Below are 25,698 nucleotides of genomic sequence, written 5' to 3' on the forward strand. Positions count from 1 at the left end.
GACTGGCACTCCATGAAGATCTGGCTAAGACACTTTATCAAGCACCGTGACACCGCCCTGCTCGGACTGGCCCTGCTATGCTTGCTGGGCGCCATTCTGCGGCCCAGTATCCCGTTCAAGCATAATATCTACGCTTACTTTTTGATCGCAGATATTTCGCAAAGCATGAATGCTGAAGACATGACACTCAACGGCAAAAAGGTCACGCGCATGGCCTATATGCAGAATATGATGCATGAAGTCGTCGCCTCCCTGCCCTGTGGCACCAAAGTCAGTATCGGCATGTTCGCCGGCAACTCGGTAGCCGCCATGTACTCACCGATTGAGGTATGCAGTAACTTTGCCGCCATTCAGGATACGATTGCACACCTGGACTGGCGTATGGCCTGGTCGGGCAATAGCCGCGTACGCGAGAGCCTGTTTGTGACGGCCAAAGTGGTACGCGCTATGCCTGAGCCCGCGCAAGTGCTGTATTTTACTGACGGCGAAGAAGCGCCAAAATTGCACGCGTTTAATACCAAAAACCTGGAAGAGTTTCAGGGCGGTGATGAGTGGTTGTTTGTCGGCATTGGCTCAGAAGAAGGCGTGGCCATTCCAAAACTCAGCCCGGAGAATCAGGTGATTGGTTACTGGTCTAACGAGAGCTTTGCCATGCAGCCCGGCATTGCCCAGATTTCAGAAAGCACCTTGGGTGTGCGCGATGACAATATTGCCTATGGGGATAACGACAGATTCATTTCGAAATTGTCGACAGAATATCTGGAAAGCCTGACCAAAGAGATTGGGGCAAAATATATCAAAGGCGACAGCACATACAACGTGCTACAAGCCATGAAGGCGCAGAAACCTGCCCGCCACGATATTGCCCCGCTACCGCTCAGCTGGCTGTTTGCCATACTGGCAGGGCTATGTATATTGGGCACCTATGCCAGTCGCCACCCATGGCGTCAAATCAAACAGAACCTGCATCTATACCACAACCAGATTCGCTCAAAATTCTCGGTACGCGCAGAATCTGTGGCGCACGACAATCACTTTCAATAATTCGCTCAATTAACCTAGCGATTATTCGCGTAAACCCCACTTTAACCAGACACGCAAGGCCTGCAAAGCTTGCGTGTCTGCCTGATCGGGCAGGATTAACAAACGATTAGGCCTAAGCAAGCGCGTCATCAGCGCTGAAGGTGTTTTAACCAAGTTAAGCTCGTCCTCTTGTGGCACTAAGGCTGTGAGATGTAAAACGATACAAGCCGGATGTACCACCGAGTCAGGCAACACGGCAAACGACCAGGTCTGGCCGCGCTTATCAGTTAAAGTCATCTGTCCAAACACATCGACTCTTAATGACTGCACGCTCCATGGCCAACGCGTGGCGGGTAATTGTGTCCATTGCCAAACACATACCAATATATAGGCCAATATAGCCAGCGCAGCCCATAGCAATGGCAGGCTATAGACAAGGCTAAACACCACCAGCATTGAAAAAAGCCATCCCCACCCCCATAAAAATTTAGAGGGTCTGAGACGCAGACCGATTTCACTTGATAGAATAGCTTTTTTCATCGCAATCATACGGGCAGCCCATACAAGCTTGTCCCGCCCCGGAAGGAACCGCTTTTTATGTCCAGCCCAGCAAACGCCTGGCAATCTTTTTTGACCTCACAAGGCGCACAATTCAATGCACTGGGTGAAGCCACATTCCCAGCCACGGCAGCCAATGCACAATTGTTTGACCTTTCCAGCCATGGGCTGATTGCCATCAGTGGCGCAGACAGTCAGACCTTTTTGCAAGGGCAAGTGACTAACGATATTAAACTGCTCGCCCAAGGCGCGCAATTCAATGGTTACTGCACGCCTAAAGGCCGTTTACTGGCACTGTTCTTCAGTTTCACGATAGATGACGTCATTTACCTGCAATGCCCGCGTGACTTGATCCCTGATTTGGTCAAACGCTTGCGCATGTACGTGCTGCGTAGCAAAGTGCTGGTGGAGGATGCCAGTGAGCGACTCGTGGCTTTAGGACTGGCCAGTGACACACTGGCGGCAACCATTGAAACGTTACCTGTCACGCCATACCAACAAGCGCAGACGCCTCACGGCACGCTGATACGTCTGGCCGATGCAGGCGCGCAACAACGTGCTTTATTAGTCGTTGCTGGCGAGCAGGCACCAACCAGTTGGCAATCACTGTCTGCCACCTTCACACCAAGCAGCACCTCGCAGTGGGAAGCGCTGGAAATCCAGGCAGGTATTCCACAAGTGTATGCAGCAACCAAAGAGCAATTTGTGCCGCAAATGGTGAATCTGGATGCGCTCAATGGCATCAACTTTAAAAAGGGCTGCTATACCGGCCAGGAAATCGTAGCGCGCACGCACTATCTGGGCAAGGTCAAACGTCGCACACTACTGGCACAACTCACTGGCGGGCAAGTGCCACACGCTGGTGATGTATTACATGATGCCCAGCAGCAGGAAGCCGGGCAACTGGTACGCGTAGCACCAACGGCCAACAATGGCTGGTGGGTATTGGCCGAATGCCGACTGGAAGCCAAAGAAGCTGGTGCCATCAACTGGCAAGGCCAGACGCTAGACTTTAAAGCATTACCTTATGTCCTGCCGTAACAAGTTTCAGCAATAAAAAAGGCGCCCTAGGCGCCTTTTTTATTGGTCAGGTTTTACATCGGCATCTACTGGCTTCACATCCAGCGGTTTAGCCTCTAGTTGCTTTTCCGCCGTTGGCTTCGCTTCCAGTGGTGAGCTTGGTTTGTTCGTCACGGGCTGCTTATTCTGGATCACCTGGAAAAATACTTCATCCTGCTTGACCAGTCCCAGCTCGCTACGCGCACGCTCTTCAATCGCTGATTGACCTTGCTTCAGGTCGCGTACTTCTTCACGCAAAGTGTCGTTACGCTGCCGATAATATTCGTTGCGTTTTTCATGCGCCTCAATCTGCTGCGAATACTGCCAGACACGCAACCAGCTGCCTTTGCCCAGCCACAATGGATATTGCAGCAGGACAATCAGGACCACCAATACGACCGTCAGTTTACGCACGTTGACCTATCAGTGACCTGACTTCACTCAGCTTACTTGAACAACTGGTAGAACGCAGACAAACCTGCGTAGCTAGTGGCATCGCCCAATTCTTCTTCAATACGCAGCAACTGGTTGTACTTGGCCACGCGCTCTGAGCGGCACAGGGAACCGGTTTTGATCTGCAACGCATTGGTAGCCACAGAGATATCCGCAATGGTGGTATCTTCAGTTTCACCGGAGCGGTGTGAAACCACCGCCGTGTAGTTGGCACGTTTAGCCATCTCGATAGTCTGGAAAGTCTCGGTCAAAGTACCAATCTGGTTCACTTTGATCAGCACAGAGTTGGCCACGCCTTTCTGGATGCCTTCACGCAAGATTTTCGGGTTGGTGACGAACAGGTCGTCGCCCACCAGCTGCGTGGTTTTACCCAGGCGCTGCGTCAGCAGATCCCAGCCATCCCAGTCAAACTCGTCCATACCATCTTCAATGGTGATGATAGGATATTTGCCTGCCAAGGTCGCCAGGTAGTCGCAGAATTGCGCAGAAGTCAGTGCAGCACCTTCTGACTCCAGATGATATTTACCATCTTTGTAAAACTCGGTACTGGCGCAATCCAGGCCCAGGTAGATGTCTTTACCTGGCTCGTAACCTGCTGCCTCGATTGATTCCATGATCAATTGTAAGGCAGATTCGTTGGATGGCAGGTTAGGTGCAAAACCACCTTCGTCACCTACTGTGGTTGCCAGACCTTTGGCATGCAATGTTTTCTTCAGGGCATGGAACACTTCCGCACCCGCGCGCAAAGCCTCGCGGAAGGTTGGCAAACCGGCTGGCACAATCATGAACTCTTGAATATCCACGGAGTTATCTGCATGCGCACCACCATTAATGATGTTCATCATTGGGGTTGGCAATTGCATGAATGCTGAGCCGCCCAGGTAGCGATACAAAGGCAAACCGCTTTCTTCAGCCGCCGCACGTGCACAGGCCATAGACACGCCCAAAATAGCATTCGCGCCCAAGCGGTCCTTGTTGTCAGTACCATCCAGCTCAATCAGGGTTTTGTCGATAAAGCTTTGCTCTTCAGCGTCCAGGCCGATAATCGCTTCAGTGATTTCGGTGTTAACGTTTTCAATCGCATTCAACACGCCTTTGCCCAGGTAACGGCTCTTGTCACCATCACGCAGCTCCATGGCTTCCTTGGCCCCAGTAGAAGCACCTGAAGGTACTGCAGCACGGCCAATGACACCACTTTCCAGCAAGACATCGACTTCAACGGTCGGGTTGCCACGTGAATCCATAATTTCGCGGGCGATAATATCTACAATAGCGCTCATGATTTATCCTTATCTTAAGATGTCAAAAAATTATAGGGTTTGTTCTGCGAAACCGGCTTTTTTCACCAGTCTGTCGAGATCGACCAGCAGATGCAACAAATCTTCCATTTTGCCCAAAGGCCAGGCGTTCGGGCCGTCTGACAAGGCTTTGCTTGGATCGGGATGCGTTTCCATAAACACACCGGCGATCCCGCTAGCCACCGCCGCGCGTGCCAGCACCGGCACAAACTCACGTTGACCGCCGCTCTTATCGCCTTGCCCACCAGGTTGCTGTACCGAGTGTGTGGCATCAAACACCACCGGGCAATGGGTTTCACGCATAATGGCCAGACCGCGCATATCAGACACCAGCGTGTTATAGCCAAAAGAAGCGCCGCGCTCGCAGACCATAATATTGTCGATACCGCCGTTGGCTTCTTTCGCCTTGTTAACCACCTGTTTCATATCACCAGGCGCCAAAAACTGGCCTTTTTTGATATTCACCGGTTTGCCGGACTGGGCACAAGCCACGATAAAGTCGGTCTGGCGGCACAGAAAAGCCGGTGTTTGTAACACATCGACCACTGCTGCCACATGCGGCACCTGTTCTTCAGTATGCACATCGGTCAAAATCGGCACGCCGATCTGGGCACGCACTTCGTCCAGAATCTTCAGGCCCTCTTCCAAGCCAAACCCTCTAAAGGTTTTGGTGGAGCTACGGTTGGCTTTATCGTAAGACGATTTGTAAATAAACGGCACGCCAATACGCGCGGCCATTTCTTTTAACTGGCCAGCGGTATCAATCGCCATTTGTTTAGACTCAATGACGCAAGGACCCGCGATTAAAAATAGCGGATGTTCAATGCCAACGTCAAAACCACATAACTTCATGAGAATTCCTTACTTTTTAGTCGCTTTTTGCGCCAGGGCTGCCTGCACATAGGCTTTAAATAATGGATGGCCGCTACGTGGGTTAGAGGTAAATTCCGGGTGGAACTGGCAAGCCACAAACCATGGATGTTCTGTTTGCGGCAGCTCAATCATTTCACACAGTTCTTCACGCGGCGTACGTGCAGAAATCACCAAACCAGCGGCTTTCAATTGCTCCACATAATGGTTATTGACTTCATAACGGTGACGATGACGCTCATTCACTTCATTGCCATAAATGCTGGCTGCCAGGGTATTGGGCACGATAGGACAGCTTTGAGCGCCTAAACGCATGGTGCCGCCGAGGTCAGAATGCTCGTCACGTTTCTCGATCTTGCCGGAAGCATCTTGCCACTCATCAATCAGGCCAATGAGCTTGTGCTCAGTTTTCGGGTTGAACTCGGTACTGTTAGCATCTTTCAGCCCAGCCACATTGCGCGCATATTCAATCACAGCCAGTTGCATGCCCAGGCAAATCCCCAGGTAAGGCACTTTGCTTTCACGTGCATAACGAATCGCAGCAATCTTGCCTTCGGTCCCGCGCACGCCAAAGCCACCAGGAATCAGAATCGCATCCATACCATTCAGGCCATTGGTACCATTCTTTTCAATATCTTCACTATCAATATAATGAATTTTGACTTTGGACTCGGTATGGATACCGGCATGGATCAGGGCTTCAGTCAGTGACTTGTAAGACTCGGTCAGGTCAACATATTTACCAACAAAGGCAATATCAACGATTTCTTTTGGATTGGCCTGCGCGTGGGTAATTTTTTGCCAGGCAGACAAATCGGCCGCTTTGGCCAGAATATTCAGTTTATGGCAGACGATTTCATCCATCATTTGCTCATGCAGCAAGCCTGGAATCTTGTAAATAGAATCGCTATCGATGGCGCTAATCACAGCCTCAAAAGGCACGTTGGTGAATAAGGCAATCTTGCGTTTTTCATCTTCCGGGATTTCACGCTCGGCACGACACAACAGGATGTCTGGCTGGATACCAATCTCGCGCAACTCTTTGACCGAGTGCTGCGTCGGCTTGGTTTTCAACTCGCCAGCGGTCGGAATCCATGGTAACAGGGTGAGATGTACATAGCAGGCGTTATTTCGGCCTTCTTCAAAGCCCATCTGGCGGATGGCTTCCAGAAACGGTAATGACTCAATATCACCTACCGTGCCGCCGACTTCAACAATCGCTACATCTGCGCCTTCGGCACCACGTTTGACGTGTGCCTTGATTTCATCGGTAATATGCGGGATCACCTGCACGGTTTTACCCAGATATTCACCGCGACGCTCTTTTTTGATCACGGTTTCGTAAATCTGGCCGGTCGTGAAGTTATTGCGCTTGGACATCTTGCTGCTGATAAAGCGCTCGTAATGGCCAAGGTCAAGGTCGGTTTCGGCGCCATCGTCGGTGACAAACACTTCACCGTGCTGGAACGGTGACATGGTGCCGGGGTCGACGTTAATATAGGGGTCGAGTTTCAACATGGTGACTTTAATGCCACGGGACTCGAGAATCGCGCCAAGACTGGCGGCTGCGATACCTTTTCCAAGAGAAGAAACAACACCGCCGGTTACGAATACATATTTGGTCATGGATAAGGTACTTAGAGATTGTTACAGACGGGAGAACATTTTACCGTAAAGCCCCTTCGCCGACAATGAACACGAGGGATAAAATCTTGCGTGGGCTCGCCAATCTGACATCACAAGCATACAATTCATCCATGCCCGACCCTCTACTCAACACGCCAGCACATTGGCAACACTTACTCCCCCAGCCGGATGCCCGTAGCCACAAATACAATCGCGGCTATGTCCTGATTCAAGGCGGTTATCCAGTCACGGGTGCAGCCAGGCTGGCCGCACTGGCTGCAGCACGCGCAGGCGCAGGTATGACCGCCATTGCCGTGCCCGACAGCGCCTTGCCTATATATGCCAGCCAATGCCTTAGCATTATGGTGAAACCCTACACCCAGCCAGATGAACTCTACGCGCTGATTGCAGACCAGCGCGTCAGCGCCTGCCTGATTGGCCCCGGTGCTGGCGTAAGCGAACAAACACTGGCAACAACCCTCAACATGCTGGCCAGTGGCAAACCGGTAGTGATAGATGCAGATGCTATTAGCGGCCTCAATGGCCAGGTTGATCTACTCAAAAATAACATCCAATCTACTTGCGTGCTGACTCCGCATGATGGTGAATTCGCGCGACTATTTGGCCAACGGCCAGATGAATCACTACTCACCCGCCTCAAACAAGCACACGAAGCCGCCCGACTCAGCCAGGCCATCGTGCTCCTCAAAGGCGCCCACACGATTATTGCCAACCCGGATGGCAGGCTAATCGTCAATGACAACGCCCCAGCCACCCTGGCCACCGCTGGCGCAGGGGATGTGCTGGCAGGCATGATCACGAGCCTGCTGGCGCAAAGCATGCCCGCCTTTGAAGCCTGTGCCGCTGCCACCTGGCTACATGGCGCAGCAGCCAGCCTGTTTGGTGTAGGCTTAATTGCTGATGATCTGCCGGATCTCATTCCGGCTGCACTACGCAGTGCCATGGCCACGCCTGCAGCCAATTAGTCTTTAATGTTGCCAACAAAAAACCTCACCGCGGTGAGGTTTTTTAGATTGCCGTCACGCCGGGTGATTAAACCAGCTGGCGACGGCGCAGCACGGCACCCATCAAGCCCAGGCCCACCAGTATCAGGCCACTACTTTCAGGCTCGGGCACGGTAGTCACATGATATTTCATCGCAGATGCAAAATTTGCAGCAACTACCGTATCTATGTCGGTACCATCCCTAATAGTCGCCTGCCCGACCAGGCTGTTGTCCCGCCCCGCGTTTGTCGCAAAGCCAAAAGAACCGATCTGCCAGCGCTGAGGTGCTGCACGGGTATTGGTCAACTGTTGATTGACGGTATCAAAGTTAAAAATGAAGTCGACCCTCGATTGCAAATCAGACAGCACATAACCGAAAAGCGGCGTCGCAGGATCCGCTTTGGCAAACACATCATACTTAAAACTGAGTAACTCAGTCTTATCCACCATGGTACCGGCCGTAGCCGCATCGTAGCTAAAGTTACCTGCCAGGTTAAACAAGGTCGAACCAGTGTAGTTAAAGTTGACGGTCATCACTGCGGCCTGCGTACCGAGGCTGGCCAGGCTGAGGCTCAAGCCTAGAAAAAGCGTTTTGATTGTTTTATTGATAGCCACGTGAGCGTTCCTCTCATGCAAGTTTTTTATTTGAATTAATCGTTACCGTGATAACGATTTGCGAATTATAGTGGAGGATATTTAAAGGGCAATGGCCCTAAAGCACTATCGCAAAAACCCTACCGCAGCGCACAAACGCAACGCATTTACCAGCAATTCTGAAGCACACTCACAGCAATAAAAAAAGCGCCATTACATCAGATGCAATGGCGCTCTCTTTTACAGCTTAAATTTAGAATGGACGTGGTGTCGCAATGCCCAATGCTTCGTTCAAGCCCAGTGCCAGGTTAGTACCGGCAACGGCAATGATGTAACCAGCGCCAGTCAGGATAGTAGCGATACCGCCTACCAGACCCAAGGATGTTGGATACTCAGGAATAATGGAAAAACCACCAGAAACCACTTCAACTTCAGTCATTGTTAATTCACGCATAACTTCTTCCTTATTTAAATTGTTAATGAAAATAGTTGGGCCTTAAAACAAGTGAATCTCCTCCACTCAAAGCGGCACCAACCAATTTAGATTAACACAATTTAATTACATTAAAACAACTTTTATTAATAAAAATTAACATTTAAGTTTGCAAGTGAAAAATTCCATTCATTGAAAATGGATGGAGAGCAAATACAAAAAAGTTGAAAACGCACGCATCAGCACGAACGGACAAGTGCAGGGAAAAGTCCGTAGAGAATAAAATGAAAACGCACCATGAATGATGGTGCGAGTAACAGAGACTGACCTGGATTTAACGATTGCGTTGCTTGTTTTTTAACAGCTGATTCTGCTCACGCTTCCAGTCACGTTCTTTTTCAGTATCGCGCTTGTCGTGTTGCTTTTTACCCTTGGCCAGGCCAATCTGGATCTTGATGCGGCCACGTGTAAAGTGCATGTCCAGCGGCACAATGGTGTAACCGGCGCGCTCGACTTTACCAATCAGCTTGTCAATTTCTTCGCGGTGCAACAACAATTTACGTGTACGGATAGCATCAGGACGGATATGGGTGGAGGCAGCACCCAGCGGCGTCACATGGCAGCCAATCAGATATAATTCGCCGCGCATGACCACCACGTAAGCCTCTTTGAGGTTGGTACGGTTATCGCGTATAGCTTTGACTTCCCAGCCTTCAAGCACAAGGCCGGCTTCGTATTTTTCTTCGATAAAGTAATCAAAAAACGCTTTTTTGTTTTGCGCGATGCTCATAACGCTGGTGTGCAGACTTAAATCACTTAAAATAGCATTTTAACTCAAAACCCAATTCCGTTCTGGAACCATCGCTGAAATGGCTTAACTCAATGGCGCAAGTAGAAAAAACCGTTTTAGTCATGCACTCTTGTGCCGCCATGTTTCAATTGGTGGATGCGGTGGAGGATTATCCGCAATTTTTGCCCTGGTGTGGCGGCAGTGAACTCATAGAGCGCACAGAGCTGGTGACGCAAGCGACGATTCATATTCGCTACCATGGCATTCAGCAACACTTCACTACGCGCAACCACAAACAAGCGCCGCATCATATGGATATCACCCTGGTCGATGGCCCGTTCAAGCACCTCACCGGCCACTGGCACTTTATCGCCCTGCGGGAAGATGCCTGCAAAATTGAATTCAAACTGGAATATGTGTTTGCCAACAGCCTGGTCGAACGCATTATCGCGCCGGTATTTAGCCACATTGCCAATACCTTTGTGGATAGCTTTGTCAAACAGGCCGACAAACTGCATTTGAAATAGCACGAATGCCAAACACGCAAGCCGAGATGATGACTGTGGAAGTTGCCTACGCCTTACCACAGGCGCAAACGATTATTGCATTGACAGTGAGCCCGGGCACGACTGCACTGGAAGCCGTCATCCAATCAGGCATTGCACAACAATACCCTGATATTTCGCTGGATCACTTAGTGCTGGGGATTTTTGGCAAGAAGACGAAACACGGGACGATACTGAAAGCCATGGACCGGGTAGAGATTTACCGGCCATTGCTGGCGAATCCTAAAGAAGCGCGCAGGCAACGCGCAGCTGCCAAAAATGGGAAGTAAAAACGCCAGCTTTGAATAAAAGCGAACGCTTTTGGTTACTCAACTGGACAATTTTCGTCAATTTCCTGCTGCGCCCTGGCCTGGCCTTCTCTGATTTGATCATCCGTCAGATACTCTTTCTGGCCATTTTCATTGACATTTTGCATGCGGCCGCCAACGGCATAGTTACGGTAGTTAGACCTTGCGGCAGCACAGTTCTGTGCCTTCAAGCGCTCTTGCATGGCTTTAAGCGCCTCAGCTTCGGCTGACTGCCCATTTCCGGCAGCCTCACGGTTATCAGGTGATCTTTTGCTGTTGGACGCGCCTTCTTCGCGCTGATAAGCATCCGAGCGCGTCAGCGGAATATCATTAGGCACCGTGGCGGCCTTGATTTTTTGCGTACTATTGGCCCCTGCCTGTGGTGGCACATCAGAATAATTCATCACGCCTTTTTCATCGCGCCATTTATAGATTTCAGCCCCTGCTTGCAAGCTGCACAGCAGACATCCCGCCAAAATCAGTTTCAAGATCATCTTCATCACTCACGCCCTGCTCTTAATTAAAAAACATCCATGCACAAACCATGCCAAACACTACCAGCATCCCGGCAAAAAATGCAAAACGCTTTGTCAAGGCAAAACGAAATCGGTATAATTATATTTTGGAGATAAGGAATTCACATGCGTTTGTTGCAACAAGCCCTGACCTTTGATGACGTTTTACTCGTTCCAGCCCATTCGAATGTCATGCCTCGCGAGGTCAACCTAAGTACCAAGCTGACCAAAAGCATCACTTTAAATATCCCGCTGTTATCTGCTGCGATGGATACTGTTACCGAAGCACGCATGGCAATTGCGCTGGCACAACTGGGCGGCATGGGCATCATTCACAAAAACATGACGATTGAGATGCAGGCTTCCCGTGTCTCCCGCGTAAAACGTTTCGAATCTGGGGTCGTGATTGACCCGGTGACCATCCACCCCGCCATGAGCGTGCGTGAAGTGATGGACATCACCAAACAACAAAAAATCTCCGGCCTGCCAGTCTTGCAAGATGGCAAAGTCGTCGGCATTGTCACCAACCGTGACCTGCGCTTTGAAACCAACCTGGATCAAGCCGTCAGCAATGTCATGACACCGCAAGACCGTTTGGTCACGGTGCCAGAAGGCGCCAGCCGTGAAGAAATCATGGGCCTGCTGCACAAGCACCGCCTGGAGCGCCTGCTGGTCGTCGGTCAAAACTACGAACTCAAAGGCCTGATCACCGTCAAGGATATTCAAAAATCGCACGATCACCCCTTAGCTTGTAAAGATGAAAAAGGCCGTTTGCGCGTCGCCGCAGCGGTGGGCGTGGGCGAAGGCACTGACGAGCGGATTGATGCGTTGGTTGAAGCTGGCGTAGACGCCATTGTCGTCGACACCGCACATGGCCACTCGCAAGGCGTGCTGGACCGCGTGCAATGGGCGAAAACCAAATATCCAAAACTACAAGTCATTGGTGGCAACATTGCCACCGCTGAAGCCGCACTGGCTTTGGTAGACCACGGTGCTGACTGCGTGAAAGTCGGCATTGGCCCAGGCTCTATCTGTACTACCCGTATTGTCGCTGGTGTCGGTGTGCCACAAATTACGGCCATCAGCAACGTGGCTAAAGCACTGGAAAAATCCGGCGTGCCATTTATCGCTGACGGCGGCATTCGTTTCTCTGGTGATATTTCAAAAGCCATCGCAGCCGGCGCATACAGCGTCATGCTGGGCGGCATGTTTGCCGGTACCGAAGAAGCGCCGGGTGAAGTCGAACTGTTCCAGGGCCGTTCTTACAAGTCTTACCGCGGTATGGGTTCTATCGGCGCCATGCAAAAAGGCTCTTCTGACCGCTACTTCCAGGACAACACCGCGAACGCAGACAAACTGGTGCCAGAAGGTATTGAAGGCCGTGTACCTTATAAAGGCAGCGTGTTGGCCGTGGTACACCAGTTGATGGGTGGTTTGCGTGCCTCCATGGGTTATGTCGGTTGTGCCACCATTGAAGACATGCGCAATAAAGCCGAGTTTGTACAAATCACCAGTGCCGGTATGCGTGAATCGCATGTGCATGATGTACAGATTACTAAAGAAGCACCTAACTATCGCGTAGATTAAGTCTCACTGACCATTATTAAACCAGCCACAGAGGACACAGAGGACGCAGAGATTCATCTCTCAACCCTCTGTGTCCTCTGTGCACTCTGTGGCTAAAAAAATGTCTCACTCAAAAATCCTCATTCTAGACTTCGGTTCACAAGTTACCCAGCTCATCGCCCGCCGCGTGCGTGAAGCGCATGTGTATTGCGAAATCCACCCTTGCGATGTGTCTGACGAGTTTGTCAAAAACTTCGATGCCGACGGCATTATCCTCAGCGGCAGCCATGCCAGCGTGTATGAAGAAGAAACCGACAAGGCACCGCAAGCGGTATTTGAACTGGGCGTGCCGGTGATGGGCATTTGCTACGGCATGCAAACCATGGCACAACAACTGGGTGGCAAGGTAGAAGCAGGCACCAAGCGTGAGTTTGGCTATGCGCAGGTGCGCGCACGCGGCCACTCTGCCCTGTTCCGCGATATCCAGGACGCCACCAACGCTGAAGGTCATGGCCTGATTGACGTCTGGATGAGCCACGGTGACAAAGTCACCGAGCTGCCAACAGGCTTTAAAGTCATCGCCAGCAACGACACGACGCCGATTGCCGCCATGGCCGATGAAGATCGCAGATTCTACGCCGTACAGTTCCACCCTGAAGTCACGCACACCAAGCAAGGCCAGGCCATGCTGGAACGCTTTGTATTGGATATCTGTGCGGCGAAGCCAGACTGGATCATGGGTGACTACATCAGCGAAGCAGTGGCCAAGATCAAAGCCCAGGTTGGCGACGAAGAAGTCATTTTAGGCTTGTCCGGCGGCGTCGATTCATCCGTCGCGGCCGCCTTGATTCATCGCGCGATTGGTGACCAGCTGACCTGCGTGTTTGTTGACCACGGCCTGTTACGCCTGAATGAAGGCGATATGGTGATGGAAATGTTCGCTGGCCGCCTGCATGCCAATGTGATCCGCGTGGACGCCACTGAGCAATTTATGGGCAAACTGGCTGGCGTCAGTGACCCGGAAGCCAAACGTAAAATCATCGGTGCCGAGTTTGTGGAAGTATTTAAAGCTGAAGCGGCCAAGCTGAAAGCCAGCGGCGCTGGCCACAAAGGCGCGACTTTCCTGGCGCAAGGCACGATTTACCCGGATGTGATTGAATCCGGTGGCGCTAAGTCTAAAAAAGCGGTCACCATCAAGAGCCACCACAACGTCGGTGGCTTGCCTGAACAATTGGGCCTGAAACTGCTGGAGCCATTGCGCGATCTGTTTAAGGACGAAGTACGCGAACTCGGCGTCGCACTCGGCTTGCCGCGCGACATGGTCTATCGCCACCCGTTCCCAGGCCCGGGCCTGGGTGTACGTATTTTAGGTGAAGTGAAAAGTGAGTTTGCCTTATTGCTGCAACGCGCAGATGCTATCTTTATTGAAGAGCTGCGCAACACCGTAGACGCTGCCACAGGTAAAACCTGGTACGACCTCACCAGCCAGGCATTTACCGTGTTTTTGCCGGTGAAGTCAGTCGGCGTGATGGGCGATGGCCGCACCTATGACTATGTGGTTGCATTGCGTGCTGTCGTCACCAGCGACTTTATGACCGCGCACTGGGCAGAGTTGCCGTATAGCTTGCTGGGCAAAGTCTCCAACCGCATCATTAACGAAGTGCGCGGCATTAACCGCGTGGTGTACGACATTTCCGGCAAACCGCCTGCCACCATCGAGTGGGAATAACCTTCATTCACTAACCAATCTCAGACCGATTAGAGCACAATACGATGAGCACACAATCCATTATCCTGACTGGCGATCGCCCGACTGGCCCGTTGCACCTGGGGCATTTTGTTGGCAGCTTGCGTAACCGCGTCAAATACCAGCATGAATACAAGCAATATGTGATGCTGGCCGACGCGCAAGCGCTGACCGACAATATGGATGATATCGATAAAGTGCACCGCAATGTGGTGGAAGTGGCGCTGGATTACCTGGCCGTCGGCATAGATCCTAAGCTGTCGACCATTTTTATCCAGTCACAGGTGCCTGAACTGACTGAGCTGGCGTTTTATTACCTGAACTTAGTCACAGTAGCGCGCCTGGAACGTAACCCGACTGTGAAAGAAGAAATTCGCCTGCGTGATTTTGAACGTGATATTCCGGCGGGTTTCCTCACCTACCCTGTCAGCCAGGCCGCGGACATTACCGCATTTAAAGCCACGCTGGTGCCGGTGGGTGAAGACCAGATTCCGATGATTGAGCAAACCAACGAAATCGTGCGCCGCTTTAACCGCACCTATAAAAACGCCAGTACCAAACAGGAAATTCTGGTTGAAACCAAAGCGCTGGTGCCAGAACTGGGCCGCTTGCCTGGCATTGATGGCAAAGCCAAAATGAGCAAATCACTGGGTAACGTGATTAACCTCGGCGCAACGGCTGACGAAGTGACCAAGGCCGTCAAGCGCGTTTACACGGACCCGCTGCATTTGAAGATTGAAGACCCAGGCCACGTTGAAGGCAATATCGCTTTCACCTACCTGGATGCGTTTGATACTGACAAAGCCGCCGTCGCTGAGCTCAAAGCACACTATACACGTGGCGGCCTAGCGGACAGCATCGTTAAAAAACGCCTCGAAGCCGTGTTGCAGGAAATGCTGGAACCGATTCGCAGCCGTCGCGCCGAACTGGCAAACGACAAGGGCTATATTTTGCAATTGCTGCGTGAAGGCACAGAACAGGCACGCGAAGTCGCGGCAAACACCATGAGTGAAGTGCGGGCTGCGCTGGGGCTGACGTACTTCTAAGCGTTGCAACTTTTAGGCGATACAACACACAGCATGAGTCGCGGTTTTGTCAAAGAAGATGATCTGGAACTGGCGGGGACGGATTTACCGGAGCGTCCGCTGAGTCCGCATGCTAACTATGTCACGCCAGAAGGTTTGCAAACATTACAGCACACCGTCAAAACACTGGAAACAGCACGCAACCAATATGTTGCCCGCAAAGAAGACCCAAGCGCCCAGCAAAAGCTGGCTGAAATTGACCGCGATCTGCGCTACTTTGTCGCCAGACTGGAATCTGCGCAATTGGTAGATCCCGCGCAGCAACCACGGCACACCGTATTATTTGGTGCCAAAGTGCTGGTAGAAGATGAAACCGGCGAACAATCCGTTTTCCAGATCGTCGGCGAAGATGAGGCAGATATTGCGCGGCAAAAAGTCAGTTACGTGTCGCCAGTATCCAAAGCACTGCTGGGTCGTAAAGCTGGTGACAGCACCGTTTGGCAACGTCCGGCCGGCCCTTTGCAGCTGGATATTTTAACTATTGAGTATGAATAAACACACATCATGAACGTATCACAAGCCATCCAGGAACGTCGCTCGATCAAAGCTTATGATCCTACCCATCGCATGACAGACGCTGAAATCCAGCAACTGTTCTCGCTGGCCATGCTGTCGCCGACTGCTTTCAACATTCAGCACTGGCGGTTTGTGGTGGTGACTGATCCGGTGTTACGTCATCAAATCCGCGCGGTGAGCTGGAACCAGGCACAAGTGACTGATGCCTCGTTGCTGGTTGTCCTGACGGCAGACCTCAAAGCCTGGGCGAAAGACCCGGCGCGCTATTGGGTCAATGCGCCGCAACAAGTGAGCGACTACCTGGTGAAGGCGATTCACGACTATTACACCGATCACACGCAGGCAGAACGTGATGAAGGCATGCGCTCAGGCGGTATGGCCGCCATGACGCTGATGCTGGCAGCCAAGGAAATGGGCTATGACACCTGCCCCATGGATGGCTTCGATTTTGACGCTGTGGCAAAGCTCATCAATCTGCCTGCCGACCATGTGCCAGTGATGTTTGTCGTCGTCGGCAAAGCGATGGAAGAAGCCAAAGCACGTGGTGGCCAGTTGCCTATGGATGAAGTCGTCATCTACAACACCTTTTAAACCACCGGCACGCCGCAGTTTGCGTGCCCTGTATTTTTGAAGCATTTATTTATCCGCATTCAACCGCGGCAAAACTTTTTGAAAGTTGTTCATGTTAATTGCAAACAATATCACCATGCAGTTTGGCTCCAAGCCGCTGTTTGAAAATGTCTCTGTCAAATTTGGCGACGGTAATCGTTATGGCCTGATTGGCGCCAACGGCTGCGGTAAATCTACCTTCATGAAAATTCTGGCCGGCGTGCTGGAGCCAACCAGCGGCAACGTCAGCCTGGACCCCAATGAGCGCATGGCGTTCTTGAAACAGGACCAGTTTGCCTACGAAGATCAGCGCGTGCTGGACGTAGTGATGATGGGCCACGAACAAATGTGGAAGGCCATGCAGGAACGTGACGCCATTTATGCCAACCTCGAAGCCACGGAAGACGACTATATGCGTGCGGCTGAGCTGGAAGGCGTATTTGCCGAGTATGACGGTTATACCGCCGAAGCGCGTGCGGGCGAATTGCTGCTGGGTGTAGGTATTCCGCTGGAACAACATACCGGTCCGATGAGTGCAGTTGCACCAGGCTGGAAGCTACGTGTATTGCTGGTACAAGCCCTGTTTGCCAATCCAGACGTATTACTGCTGGATGAACCGACCAACAACCTGGATATCAACACCATCCGCTGGCTGGAAGACGTGGTCAATAATCGTGACTGCACCATGGTCATCATTTCGCATGACCGCCATTTCTTAAACCAGGTATGTACGCATACTTGTGATATGGACTACGGCAAGATCACCTCTTATCCTGGCAACTACGATGATTACATGGAAGCCAGCATTGCCGCACGTAACCAGCAAGCCAAAGACAACGCCAAAGCCAAACAGCAAATTGCCGACTTGCAGGACTTTGTGCGCCGCTTCTCGGCTAACGCTTCTAAAGCCAAACAAGCGACCAGCCGTGCCAAGCAGATTGATAAAATCAAGGTGGAAGAATTCAAGCCTTCCAGTCGCCAATATCCGTTTATCCGCTTTGAATTTGACGATAGAGAAAAATTGCACCGCAATGCCGTGGAACTCAAAAAACTCAGCCATGGCTTTGACAAGACCTTATTCAACGATATAGAACTGATGTTTGAAGCCGGTGAAAAAGTTGCCATTATTGGTGAAAACGGTATCGGTAAAACCACGTTCCTGCGCTGCCTGGCCGGTGATCTCGCACCTAAACACGGTGAAGTCAAATGGGCAGAAAAAGCCAAGCTGGGCTACTTTGCGCAAGACCATGAATACGAATTCGAAAAAGGCGAAGACCTGTTTGAATGGATGACCGCGCAGCGCCAACAAGGCGATGATGACAACACCGTACGTAGTATGCTCGGCCGTTTACTGTTCCCGACCGAAGCGACCAGAAAATCAGTCAAAGTGCTCTCAGGTGGTGAAAAAGGCCGCATGCTGTATGGCAAACTGATGCTGGCAAAAACCAATGTGTTACTCATGGATGAGCCAACCAACCACATGGACATGGAATCGATCGAAGCGCTGAACACTGCGCTGGATAAATACAAAGGTACCTTATTCTTTGTCAGCCATGACCGTGAATTCGTCAGCTCGATTGCCACCCGTATTATCGAAATCAAAGCTAACGGCATTGTCGACTTTACTGGCAACTATGAGGATTACCTCGCCAGCCAGGGCATCGAATAAGCAGATACACTCTGTTACATAGCCAGTTTCATCAGACAAACACCCGATACATTCGGGTGTTTTAATGTCAACATTGCAATTTCGCAATAATGATTAAAGGATACATCATGAAACTGAAAAAACTGGCATTCGCAGGTCTTCTGGTTTTGGTGTGCGGCACCGCCTTTGCCGAACCCGGCCATGGTTGCGACAAAGGTAAATTTGACAAAACCAACTGGCAGGAACACCGCCTGGAGCATTTTGAAAAGCACCAGGAAAAATTGCACACCATTTTGCAACTGACCAGTGTCCAGGAAAACGCCTGGAAAAACTATCAGGCGCAAATCAAGCCACAAGACAAATCTGAGCATCCGGATGTGGCCGAGTTAAGCAAACTCAATACGCTGCAACGTCTGGATAAAATGGAAGCCTGGGACAAAGAGCGTGATACGCGTCAGGCTGAACGTGCTAAAGCAGTGCGTACTTTTTATGCGCAATTGAACGATGCGCAGAAGAAAGCATTTGATGAAAATGCCTTTCCTCAACATGAAGGACCACATCACGGTGGTCCACGTCATGAAAAATAAAACCATCCTGATTTAATGTGCAAAACCGGCCACAATGGCCGGTTTTTGTGCTCAAATATTCAATCTTGTAAGCCCGAGACTTTGTTTATGACTGACGGCCATCCCGACACACATGTACTGGTAGTAGATGACGATGATGCGATTCGTGATTTGCTGTGTGATTTTCTGCAAGACAATCAACTGATCACCCATCAGGCAGCCAATCACGCACAAATGTGGCAAGCGCTAGAGCGGCAACTACCAGACGTCATTATCCTCGATATCAATATGCCGCAACGCAGCGGGATCGAGCTGTGTCGTGAGTTGCGTGAATCGCCCAAATATCGCTTGCTACCTATTATTATGCTGACGGCGCGCACCAGTTCGCTGGATACGATTATGGGCCTGGAAACCGGTGCTGACGATTACGTGGCCAAACCGTTCGAACCGCTGGAGCTGTTATCACGTATCCGCAGCGTCATCCGCCGTTCGCGCATGCATGCAGAAAACCCTGGCAAGGCGCATCATGAAGAACCTGCTGACAGCGGTATTTTGCGCTTTATTGGCTTTAACGAATGGACACTGGATATCCAGAACCGTACCTTGATCGACCAAAGCAACACCAGCATTCCGCTGTCCAATGCCGAGTTCAAGTTCTTGCGTTTTATGCTGCTGCACGCCAACCGCACCTTGAGCCGCGATCAGTTGATGGAAGAAATGCATGGCCGAGAAGCAGGCCCATTTGATAGATCAATAGACTTACAAATCAGTAGATTAAGACAGAAACTTGAAGTGGATACTAAGAGTCCATCCATGATCAAAACGCTACGTAATGAAGGCTATCTGCTCACCGCAGACGTCCGTTATCTTAAATAAAAAAGCACCTGACTATAAAGAGCACAAGAGTGATGATAAAGAAATTGCTGGGCACCATGTCGGTCCGTATCTTCCTGATTACCGTCATTGGTATTCTGCTCACCGCGACGGTAGTGAGCATGCTGGGGCAACGCGACTCACGCGAAAATGAAACGCGCCTGCGCGACCAGTTCGCATTTGACCGCATTGAAAGCATGATCCGCATCCTCGAAGCGACCGTGCCCGAAAAACGCTCCGAGATTCAGGACGTGTTTAAACGCATGGGCAGCCATGTCACGCTGGGCGTAGAACCGCCGCAAAATGCGCCGCTGTTGCCTGCAGAATTAGCTAACCTCAACAACTTGCTGGTGCCTGAAGTGGCAGACTTTATCAGCCTGTCCAAGCCCAGCCATTGCGCGCCGCGCCGCCCTCCGCCACCACCGCCCGGCTTTGGTGCACCACCGCCGCATCCTCATGGTCAATGCCTGGCGGTTTACACGCACCTTGAAGACAATACATCTGTGTTGATCGAATTGCACTACGGCGGTCGTCGCCCACCAGCCGGGCCACCGCATGAACGCAACCCGCTCACCATTGTGCTGGCACTCTTTGGCTTGATCAGTATTATCTGGTCTGTCGCTTCTGTTGCCACTCAGCCATTGCGCAAACTGGCAAACGCCGCCTTACAACTGGCACACAATATTGAGCACGCACCTTTGCCTGAAAATGAAGGCTCCACCGAGGTGCGCCATGCTGCCAAAGCCTTTAACGAAATGCAGCGCAGCATCCTCAAGCATATTCAGGAGCGTGGCTTTATTCTGGGTGCGATTGCACACGATCTGCAAACCCCTCTCACGCGCTTGCGTTTGCGCCTGGAAAAAGTCAAAGACCAGGAGTTAAAACAAGGCTTGATCAAAGACCTCACCGCCACCCAGGCCATGGTGCGCGAAGGCCTGGACTTTGCCCGCCTGTGCGGTGAAAACATCCATAAAAGCAAAGTCGACCTGACCGCGCTGGCAACCGCCGTATGCGATGACTTTGAAGATACTGGCCATGCCATCGCCAGCAGCCTGCCCACACAGTCCATTACCATCCTCGGCTCGGCACACTTGTTAACACGTTGCCTGACCAACTTGCTGAATAACGCAATTGCCTATGCGCAAACCCCGGCCTTATCACTGCACGCAGAAGGCAAACAGGTCATTTTCGTGATCTCTGACGACGGTCCCGGTATCCCGCCCCAAGAACTGAGCAATGTACTGGAACCATTCCGCAGATTGGAAGATTCCCGCTCACGCCAAACAGGCGGCACCGGCCTCGGCCTTGCCATCGCCCGCATGATTGTTGAAAAACATGGCGGCAAACTATCCATCAGTAACAAACCAGTACCCGCTTCTGGCCTGGTAATCCAAATCGTGCTGCCGCTGCAATAATCGACCAATAAGAGTTATTAGATTTTTGTTGAACAGCACGCGCGCCACAGTGTAGACTAATCGCCCAGCAACCTTTTGGAGTGTCAAAAGGTTGCAAAACATCCCGGAGAAGTGGCAGAGCTGGTTGAATGTACCTGACTCGAAATCAGGCATACGTGAAAGCGTATCGAGGGTTCGAATCCCTCCTTCTCCGCCAACAAGCCTTAACCCTATGAAATTATCAGCATCGATCACCGCTTTATTCGCCCTGTTACTCATCGCTCTATGCGCTCAAAGTGCTGAAGAGTTTGGTGCTGAGCAAAGAGTGAAGAGCCCAGCTAAGATTCCCTCCTCCATCATTGCTCAGCTAAGCAAAAAAATTGCTACAGACGGCATAAACGCTTGCCAAGATACTAAGCCCAATGACTTATTTGAAGCACAGTTAGTGGGTTTGAGCAAATCCACAAAGGCGTATTTGGTGAAACCTGCGCACGCCTGTTTATGTAGTGCACATGACTGCCCTATGTGGCTATTTAAAGTGAACAAAACGACGGCAAAGCTGATATGGGATACGGCAACCAGTTTGTTAGAGATCATGGATAAGAAGTTGAATGGCTATAGCAAACTAAGAGAAGTGAGTGCGCTTGATGGTCAAGGGCATGAAACCATCTGGGCATGGAATATCTCTAGTTATACAGAAATTTATCACAATGTATGGGTGTTGGATGCCGACAAGAAGTGTCGCTTGGGAGAAGAAACGACACAACTCATGGATGGAAAAATGGTACAACATACAAAAACCTGTATTCAAGATTAACCTATCCCAGCTCCCCCTCTGCCGCCAGCGTTCTGGCTTTAGTTTTCACAAGCAGGCCTAAACATGATAGATTTTTAAAAAATATAAAAATCTATCATGTCCATGCAAGCAGTCTCTCCTGTTCCACGCGGTCTCAATCAACGCATTCTTTTTCTATTAGCCATCGCCATTAGCAAAACGGCAATTGCAGAAGAGGATGTGTACGAGATCGAATTACCCGATGTTGAAGTCACTGCCGTCAAAAGAAATGCCGCGGCGCATCTCACGCCATTAATGGCGGAGGTAATTGCAGACGACAGCTTGCAAAATGCACATGTGAGCCAGCTATCTCAGCTGAACACCTTGCTGCCCAACTTTTCCATACAGCAATATGGCGTCTATAAAAGTGCGTATATTCGCGGCGTGGGTGGTGGTGGCAGAAATGCCGGTTTTGATGCACGTACTGCGATATATGTGGATGGCGTGAATGTTGGCCCTACAATGTCGCTGGAAAGCCTGCTGTTTGATATTGATGCAGTGGAGATTGCCAAAGGCCCTCAGGGGTATACACATGGCAATCAATCCGATACCGGGGCGATCCGCATCACAACACAAGAAGCCACAGCCACACCCCAGGCACAGATCAAGTTTGGGGTTGGTCATCTGGATTATCGCGAAACCACAGCGGTCTTGAATATGCCTCTCGCAGAGCATATCAACAGCCGTATCGCGATCAGAAAAGAAACGCGTGACGGCTATGTCGAGAATGGCCATACCAGTCAATCGCTGAAAGATCAGGACAATACATCCGCCCGGGCCCAGTTGCAGATACAAACCAGTGAGCAACATCGCTTGAAGTTGTATGCAGACTATGCAGACCTCAACAACCAGAACTTTCTGGCCCAGCCACTCACCGGTATGTTTGGTCAACCAGCGCAAAGTGGCAATTCATTCTCACGCGTGTTTGTAAATACGCAGCCCGTTTCACACACCTTGGCGCAAGGATTCAGCATCCAGAGTGAGCGGCAGTTGGCCAACCTCGTGCAACTGGAGGTGATCGTGGCGGCCAGGGACCACAGACATGACCGGCAAACGGATAATGACTATAGCGGCAATGATGTATTGGCAACCTACTATAAAGACCGCCAGCAATTGACCAGCCAAGAGTTTCGTTACAGCTCGGATGCACAGGCGACGCTACGCTACGTAGCTGGCCTGTATTTCTCGCAGGAAGAGCAATCAAATGACAGACGGGCGGTTTTTGGCAACGATATGGCAACGCTGGTGAAACGGCCATCAGCCACTGTACTCACCCCATTTGGTGCCACTTTTGGCGTGACGGCAGGCGCTGTGGTGCCGCTGCAGGCCAAGGTAAACACACAAACCCAAGCCTTATATGCCAATGCCAGTTACGATCTGGATCCTTTCACGCTGCACATAGGTGGCCGCTACCAGTGGGAGCAAAAGCAGCTGGATTTCAGCCTGGATGGTTCACAAAGTGGCGCTTTTCGTATCGGCACCTTGAACCAGCAAAAGCAAGCCATGGCTAACCACTTTTTCTCCCCACTGCTAGCGGTGAGCCTTCATCCCAATCAAAGAAATACCTTGTTAGCCAAATTTGCACGAACCTATAAAAATGGGGGCTGGAATGTAGATTTTCTGAATCGGGCACAAGTGCAGGATGGCTATGCGTTCGCACCTGAGTCTGTAGATAGTCTGGAGCTGGGCTGGCATTACCAGCACAGGGTGTTTGATTTCAACACGGCACTGTTTGTGAATCATTACGACAACTACCAGGTGTTCCAGTTTTCCCGGCTAGGCGCAAACACGCAAGTATTGCAGTTGCGCAATGCCGCCAGTGTGCGAACACAAGGGCTGGAGTTCAGCGCGCTAGTCCCGATTAGCCAGACATGGCACATCAACTCAACACTGGCTTACCTGGATGCCAGCTACCTGCGTTTTCCCAGTGGTGGTGCCAATGGCACCGATGCCTCTGGCCAGGCGCTACCCGACGCGCCACGCTGGAGCATGGCCAACACGCTAAATTATGGTTTTCACTCAGGCATGCTAAAAGGCAAGCTCGAAGCCAGCCTGCAGCACTATTATCAATCAGCCACTTATAGCGGTATCAGTAATGAGCCAGAAACCAGCCAGCTTGCCAGGAGAAATTTGCTCAACAGTTGCCTCAACTACACTACGGATGACCAGCACTGGCTGTGGAGCTTGTGGGTAAGAAACCTGACCAACCAGCAATTTGCCGTGGCCAAGGGAAAAGACTTTTTAGGTAATCAGATCGCGATTTATAACGAACCCCGGCTATGGGGTGTCAGTGGCGAATATCGATTTTGAGGTTGAAGTGCCTGAATAACGCCAGCACTGGCATGTCAACCCTAGGATTGCAACGCGCGGATTTCTGGCAGATTCCGCCACCAGCTATACACATCCATGCCACAGCCAAACACATAGCGGTTAGGCACGGTGAGTCCGACAATATCGGCCTGCAGTGGTTTTTGCAGGCCGTTGTCTTTTTCGGTGAGCACTGCTGTCAGTACGCGGCTAGCGCCCGCTTGTTGGCAATACGCCACCACCGCAGCCAGCGTAATGCCCTCATCCAGAATATCATCCACCACCACCACGGTTTGCCCGGCCAAATCCAGTTCTGGCTGCTTGCTCCAGACGATTTCTTGCCCGGCAGTGCCGTGATAGCGATTGGCTTGCAGGTAATCCAGCCGGGCTGGCAATGGCAAACGGCTCATTAACTGGCCTGCCAGATACAAACCGCCACGCATCACACACAGCAAGATCGCAGGCTGGCCGGATAACTGATCACGCAACTGCTCAGCCATGCGATCAATGGCAAGGCTGACTTCTGCCGCTGTAAATACGACATCCGAATGGGCGATCCAGAAATCTGGCGACTGAGCTTGTGCCGCGAGCATGCCTGATTAGATTGCCAGTGATTTCAAATAGCTTCTGAAGCTATCGGCGATTTCAGGATGCTTTAACCCCAGCTCAACGTTAGCCTGCATAAAGCCCAGTTTGCTACCGCAATCATAGCGCTTACCTTTGTAGCGATAAGCCATCACTTTTTCGTATTCCATCAATGCAGAAATACCGTCCGTGAGTTGAATTTCGCCGCCTTTGCCAGGTTTGACATGCTCCAGGCAATCAAAAATACGTGGGCTCAACACATAACGGCCAACCACTGCCAGGTTAGAAGGCGCTTCTTCTGGTTTAGGTTTCTCCACCATGCCTTTTACTTCGAGCAAATCATCTGTTTTAGCAATCGCATCGACCACGCCATAGCTGCTGGTTTCTTCCGGCGCCACGGTTTCAATGCCCAGTACTGAGCATTGTTGCTCGGCATAGACATCTACCATTTGCTTGGTGATAGAGACATCACCCACCAGCAAATCATCTGCCAGCAATACGGCAAATGGCTCGTTACCCACTACCGGCTTAGCACACAATACCGCATGGCCAAGACCCAGTGCTTGTGATTGACGGATAAACACGCAGCTCACGCCTTTTGGCAAAATGCTGTGCACGATATCGAGTAGTTTTTGTTTGCCCGCAGCTTCCAGCTCGGCTTCCAGTTCATAGGCCTTGTCAAAATGGTCGGCAATCGAACGCTTGTTACGGCCCGTAATAAAAATCAGCTCAGTCGCACCAGCGGCGATGGCTTCTTCGGCCGCATACTGAATCAGCGGTTTATCAACAACAGGCAGCATTTCTTTTGGGCTGGCCTTGGTCGCCGGCAAGAAGCGGGTGCCTAACCCCGCCACCGGAAAAACGGCTTTTGTAATTTTTTTCATGGTCGT

Annotated in this window: 27 protein-coding genes and 1 tRNA gene; 17 read left to right on the forward strand and 11 right to left on the reverse strand. The window is 51.1% G+C overall.

Annotated elements, in window-relative coordinates; all coding sequences use genetic code 11:
• Nucleotides 1–12: 12 nt before the first annotated feature.
• Nucleotides 13–1,044: a VWA domain-containing protein gene (locus GQ52_RS13065; RefSeq protein WP_047518276.1), complete on the forward strand. Its 1,032-nt coding sequence runs from the start codon at nt 13–15 to the stop codon at nt 1,042–1,044.
• Nucleotides 1,045–1,065: 21 nt separating this feature from the next.
• Here GQ52_RS13065 and GQ52_RS13070 read toward each other — a convergent pair whose 3' ends face one another.
• The gene (locus GQ52_RS13070; RefSeq protein ID WP_047518278.1) at nt 1,066–1,479 is read right to left on the reverse strand and encodes a hypothetical protein; all 414 of its coding nucleotides are present in this window, start codon (nt 1,477–1,479) and stop codon (nt 1,066–1,068) included.
• A 141-nt stretch (nt 1,480–1,620) separates the two neighbouring features.
• On the opposite strand from GQ52_RS13070, the gene GQ52_RS13075 reads away from it, so the two are divergent.
• On the forward strand, nt 1,621–2,622 hold the full coding sequence (locus GQ52_RS13075; RefSeq protein WP_047518280.1) for a folate-binding protein YgfZ: 1,002 nt from the start codon (nt 1,621–1,623) through the stop codon (nt 2,620–2,622).
• Between the two features lie 39 nt (nt 2,623–2,661).
• Here GQ52_RS13075 and ftsB read toward each other — a convergent pair whose 3' ends face one another.
• Genes ftsB through GQ52_RS13095 form a run of 4 tightly spaced genes read right to left on the reverse strand, consistent with a single transcriptional unit; the run spans nt 2,662 to nt 6,887 of the window.
• The gene (gene ftsB, locus GQ52_RS13080; protein ID WP_047518282.1) at nt 2,662–3,054 is read right to left on the reverse strand and encodes a cell division protein FtsB; all 393 of its coding nucleotides are present in this window, start codon (nt 3,052–3,054) and stop codon (nt 2,662–2,664) included.
• A gap of 32 nt (nt 3,055–3,086) precedes the next feature.
• A complete protein-coding gene (eno, locus tag GQ52_RS13085) occupies nt 3,087–4,373 on the reverse strand; it encodes a phosphopyruvate hydratase (protein WP_019882043.1) in 1,287 nt (428 codons plus the stop codon).
• A 30-nt stretch (nt 4,374–4,403) separates the two neighbouring features.
• Nucleotides 4,404–5,243 carry a 3-deoxy-8-phosphooctulonate synthase gene (gene kdsA, locus GQ52_RS13090; RefSeq protein WP_019882042.1) on the reverse strand — a complete coding sequence of 280 codons (840 nt, stop codon included), beginning with the start codon at nt 5,241–5,243 and terminating at the stop codon, nt 4,404–4,406.
• A 9-nt stretch (nt 5,244–5,252) separates the two neighbouring features.
• Nucleotides 5,253–6,887, reverse strand: a complete 1,635-nt coding sequence (locus tag GQ52_RS13095; protein WP_047518284.1) for a CTP synthase — start codon at nt 6,885–6,887, stop codon at nt 5,253–5,255.
• A gap of 131 nt (nt 6,888–7,018) precedes the next feature.
• Between GQ52_RS13095 and GQ52_RS13100 the strand changes: the two genes are divergently transcribed.
• Nucleotides 7,019–7,873, forward strand: coding sequence for an NAD(P)H-hydrate dehydratase (locus tag GQ52_RS13100; RefSeq protein WP_047518285.1), 855 nt, complete (start codon nt 7,019–7,021; stop codon nt 7,871–7,873).
• Nucleotides 7,874–7,940: 67 nt separating this feature from the next.
• Here GQ52_RS13100 and GQ52_RS13105 read toward each other — a convergent pair whose 3' ends face one another.
• The 3 genes from GQ52_RS13105 to smpB all read right to left on the reverse strand — a co-directional run bounded on the left by GQ52_RS13105 (nt 7,941) and on the right by smpB (nt 9,709).
• A complete protein-coding gene (locus GQ52_RS13105; RefSeq protein WP_047518287.1) occupies nt 7,941–8,507 on the reverse strand; it encodes a PEP-CTERM sorting domain-containing protein in 567 nt (188 codons plus the stop codon).
• 232 nt (nt 8,508–8,739) lie between these two features.
• Complete coding sequence (locus GQ52_RS13110; protein ID WP_019882038.1) at nt 8,740–8,940, reverse strand: hypothetical protein; 201 nt, start codon at nt 8,938–8,940, stop codon at nt 8,740–8,742.
• Between the two features lie 313 nt (nt 8,941–9,253).
• Nucleotides 9,254–9,709, reverse strand: coding sequence for an SsrA-binding protein SmpB (gene smpB, locus GQ52_RS13115; protein WP_047518289.1), 456 nt, complete (start codon nt 9,707–9,709; stop codon nt 9,254–9,256).
• Between the two features lie 92 nt (nt 9,710–9,801).
• Between smpB and GQ52_RS13120 the strand changes: the two genes are divergently transcribed.
• On the forward strand, nt 9,802–10,236 hold the full coding sequence (locus tag GQ52_RS13120; RefSeq protein ID WP_019882036.1) for a type II toxin-antitoxin system RatA family toxin: 435 nt from the start codon (nt 9,802–9,804) through the stop codon (nt 10,234–10,236).
• Between the two features lie 5 nt (nt 10,237–10,241).
• Nucleotides 10,242–10,544: an RnfH family protein gene (locus GQ52_RS13125; RefSeq protein WP_047518291.1), complete on the forward strand. Its 303-nt coding sequence runs from the start codon at nt 10,242–10,244 to the stop codon at nt 10,542–10,544.
• A gap of 35 nt (nt 10,545–10,579) precedes the next feature.
• Here the strand turns inward: GQ52_RS13125 and GQ52_RS13130 are convergent, their stop codons facing one another.
• On the reverse strand, nt 10,580–11,062 hold the full coding sequence (locus GQ52_RS13130; RefSeq protein WP_047518293.1) for a DUF4124 domain-containing protein: 483 nt from the start codon (nt 11,060–11,062) through the stop codon (nt 10,580–10,582).
• Nucleotides 11,063–11,203: 141 nt separating this feature from the next.
• On the opposite strand from GQ52_RS13130, the gene guaB reads away from it, so the two are divergent.
• The 12 genes from guaB to GQ52_RS13190 all read left to right on the forward strand — a co-directional run bounded on the left by guaB (nt 11,204) and on the right by GQ52_RS13190 (nt 24,226).
• Nucleotides 11,204–12,664 carry an IMP dehydrogenase gene (gene guaB / locus GQ52_RS13135; protein ID WP_047518294.1) on the forward strand — a complete coding sequence of 487 codons (1,461 nt, stop codon included), beginning with the start codon at nt 11,204–11,206 and terminating at the stop codon, nt 12,662–12,664.
• Nucleotides 12,665–12,764: 100 nt separating this feature from the next.
• The gene (guaA, locus tag GQ52_RS13140) at nt 12,765–14,372 is read left to right on the forward strand and encodes a glutamine-hydrolyzing GMP synthase (RefSeq protein WP_047518296.1); all 1,608 of its coding nucleotides are present in this window, start codon (nt 12,765–12,767) and stop codon (nt 14,370–14,372) included.
• A gap of 44 nt (nt 14,373–14,416) precedes the next feature.
• Nucleotides 14,417–15,436 carry a tryptophan--tRNA ligase gene (gene trpS / locus GQ52_RS13145; RefSeq protein WP_024929915.1) on the forward strand — a complete coding sequence of 340 codons (1,020 nt, stop codon included), beginning with the start codon at nt 14,417–14,419 and terminating at the stop codon, nt 15,434–15,436.
• A gap of 33 nt (nt 15,437–15,469) precedes the next feature.
• Nucleotides 15,470–15,970, forward strand: a complete 501-nt coding sequence (locus GQ52_RS13150; RefSeq protein ID WP_047518298.1) for a GreA/GreB family elongation factor — start codon at nt 15,470–15,472, stop codon at nt 15,968–15,970.
• A 9-nt stretch (nt 15,971–15,979) separates the two neighbouring features.
• Entirely contained in the window at nt 15,980–16,582 is a 603-nt protein-coding gene (locus GQ52_RS13155; protein ID WP_047518299.1) for a nitroreductase family protein, read from the forward strand.
• A 91-nt stretch (nt 16,583–16,673) separates the two neighbouring features.
• Nucleotides 16,674–18,269, forward strand: coding sequence for an ABC-F family ATPase (locus GQ52_RS13160; RefSeq protein WP_019882028.1), 1,596 nt, complete (start codon nt 16,674–16,676; stop codon nt 18,267–18,269).
• Between the two features lie 107 nt (nt 18,270–18,376).
• Nucleotides 18,377–18,835 (forward strand): Spy/CpxP family protein refolding chaperone, encoded by a 459-nt coding sequence (locus GQ52_RS13165; protein ID WP_047518300.1) that lies wholly within the window; start codon nt 18,377–18,379, stop codon nt 18,833–18,835.
• Between the two features lie 87 nt (nt 18,836–18,922).
• Nucleotides 18,923–19,690, forward strand: a complete 768-nt coding sequence (locus GQ52_RS13170; protein WP_024929912.1) for a response regulator — start codon at nt 18,923–18,925, stop codon at nt 19,688–19,690.
• A gap of 32 nt (nt 19,691–19,722) precedes the next feature.
• Nucleotides 19,723–21,102, forward strand: coding sequence for an ATP-binding protein (locus GQ52_RS13175; RefSeq protein WP_047518302.1), 1,380 nt, complete (start codon nt 19,723–19,725; stop codon nt 21,100–21,102).
• Between the two features lie 105 nt (nt 21,103–21,207).
• A tRNA-Ser gene (locus GQ52_RS13180) sits at nt 21,208–21,298 on the forward strand.
• Nucleotides 21,299–21,313: 15 nt separating this feature from the next.
• Complete coding sequence (locus GQ52_RS13185) at nt 21,314–21,898, forward strand: hypothetical protein (RefSeq protein ID WP_047518304.1); 585 nt, start codon at nt 21,314–21,316, stop codon at nt 21,896–21,898.
• 96 nt (nt 21,899–21,994) lie between these two features.
• A complete protein-coding gene (locus tag GQ52_RS13190) occupies nt 21,995–24,226 on the forward strand; it encodes a TonB-dependent receptor (RefSeq protein WP_047518306.1) in 2,232 nt (743 codons plus the stop codon).
• Between the two features lie 41 nt (nt 24,227–24,267).
• Here GQ52_RS13190 and GQ52_RS13195 read toward each other — a convergent pair whose 3' ends face one another.
• Both GQ52_RS13195 and galU read right to left on the reverse strand, forming a co-directional pair.
• On the reverse strand, nt 24,268–24,816 hold the full coding sequence (locus GQ52_RS13195) for a hypoxanthine-guanine phosphoribosyltransferase (RefSeq protein WP_047518308.1): 549 nt from the start codon (nt 24,814–24,816) through the stop codon (nt 24,268–24,270).
• 6 nt (nt 24,817–24,822) lie between these two features.
• Nucleotides 24,823–25,692, reverse strand: a complete 870-nt coding sequence (gene galU / locus GQ52_RS13200; protein WP_019882014.1) for a UTP--glucose-1-phosphate uridylyltransferase GalU — start codon at nt 25,690–25,692, stop codon at nt 24,823–24,825.
• Nucleotides 25,693–25,698: the final 6 nt, after the last annotated feature.

It is taken from the genome of Methylophilus sp. Q8 (assembly GCF_000800115.1).
GTDB lineage: Bacteria > Pseudomonadota > Gammaproteobacteria > Burkholderiales > Methylophilaceae > Methylophilus.

Bases quoted from the DNA above. Each gene is read 5' to 3' on its own strand.
- guaB (WP_047518294.1), top strand. From the start codon at position 11,204: ATGCGTTTGTTGCAACAAGCCCTGACCTTTGATGACGTTTTACTCGTT.
- trpS (WP_024929915.1), top strand. From the start codon at position 14,417: ATGAGCACACAATCCATTATCCTGACTGGCGATCGCCCGACTGGCCCG.
- GQ52_RS13165 (WP_047518300.1), top strand. From the start codon at position 18,377: ATGAAACTGAAAAAACTGGCATTCGCAGGTCTTCTGGTTTTGGTGTGC.
- GQ52_RS13195 (WP_047518308.1), bottom strand. From the start codon at position 24,816: ATGCTCGCGGCACAAGCTCAGTCGCCAGATTTCTGGATCGCCCATTCG.
- GQ52_RS13190 (WP_047518306.1), top strand. From the start codon at position 21,995: ATGTCCATGCAAGCAGTCTCTCCTGTTCCACGCGGTCTCAATCAACGC.
- GQ52_RS13185 (WP_047518304.1), top strand. From the start codon at position 21,314: ATGAAATTATCAGCATCGATCACCGCTTTATTCGCCCTGTTACTCATC.
- galU (WP_019882014.1), bottom strand. From the start codon at position 25,692: ATGAAAAAAATTACAAAAGCCGTTTTTCCGGTGGCGGGGTTAGGCACC.
- guaA (WP_047518296.1), top strand. From the start codon at position 12,765: ATGTCTCACTCAAAAATCCTCATTCTAGACTTCGGTTCACAAGTTACC.
- GQ52_RS13175 (WP_047518302.1), top strand. From the start codon at position 19,723: ATGATAAAGAAATTGCTGGGCACCATGTCGGTCCGTATCTTCCTGATT.
- GQ52_RS13065 (WP_047518276.1), top strand. From the start codon at position 13: ATGAAGATCTGGCTAAGACACTTTATCAAGCACCGTGACACCGCCCTG.
- eno (WP_019882043.1), bottom strand. From the start codon at position 4,373: ATGAGCGCTATTGTAGATATTATCGCCCGCGAAATTATGGATTCACGT.
- GQ52_RS13130 (WP_047518293.1), bottom strand. From the start codon at position 11,062: ATGAAGATGATCTTGAAACTGATTTTGGCGGGATGTCTGCTGTGCAGC.
- smpB (WP_047518289.1), bottom strand. From the start codon at position 9,709: ATGAGCATCGCGCAAAACAAAAAAGCGTTTTTTGATTACTTTATCGAA.
- GQ52_RS13170 (WP_024929912.1), top strand. From the start codon at position 18,923: ATGACTGACGGCCATCCCGACACACATGTACTGGTAGTAGATGACGAT.
- GQ52_RS13100 (WP_047518285.1), top strand. From the start codon at position 7,019: ATGCCCGACCCTCTACTCAACACGCCAGCACATTGGCAACACTTACTC.
- kdsA (WP_019882042.1), bottom strand. From the start codon at position 5,243: ATGAAGTTATGTGGTTTTGACGTTGGCATTGAACATCCGCTATTTTTA.
- GQ52_RS13150 (WP_047518298.1), top strand. From the start codon at position 15,470: ATGAGTCGCGGTTTTGTCAAAGAAGATGATCTGGAACTGGCGGGGACG.
- GQ52_RS13125 (WP_047518291.1), top strand. From the start codon at position 10,242: ATGCCAAACACGCAAGCCGAGATGATGACTGTGGAAGTTGCCTACGCC.
- GQ52_RS13155 (WP_047518299.1), top strand. From the start codon at position 15,980: ATGAACGTATCACAAGCCATCCAGGAACGTCGCTCGATCAAAGCTTAT.
- GQ52_RS13160 (WP_019882028.1), top strand. From the start codon at position 16,674: ATGTTAATTGCAAACAATATCACCATGCAGTTTGGCTCCAAGCCGCTG.
- GQ52_RS13095 (WP_047518284.1), bottom strand. From the start codon at position 6,887: ATGACCAAATATGTATTCGTAACCGGCGGTGTTGTTTCTTCTCTTGGA.
- GQ52_RS13120 (WP_019882036.1), top strand. From the start codon at position 9,802: ATGGCGCAAGTAGAAAAAACCGTTTTAGTCATGCACTCTTGTGCCGCC.
- GQ52_RS13110 (WP_019882038.1), bottom strand. From the start codon at position 8,940: ATGCGTGAATTAACAATGACTGAAGTTGAAGTGGTTTCTGGTGGTTTT.
- GQ52_RS13075 (WP_047518280.1), top strand. From the start codon at position 1,621: ATGTCCAGCCCAGCAAACGCCTGGCAATCTTTTTTGACCTCACAAGGC.
- GQ52_RS13070 (WP_047518278.1), bottom strand. From the start codon at position 1,479: ATGCTGGTGGTGTTTAGCCTTGTCTATAGCCTGCCATTGCTATGGGCT.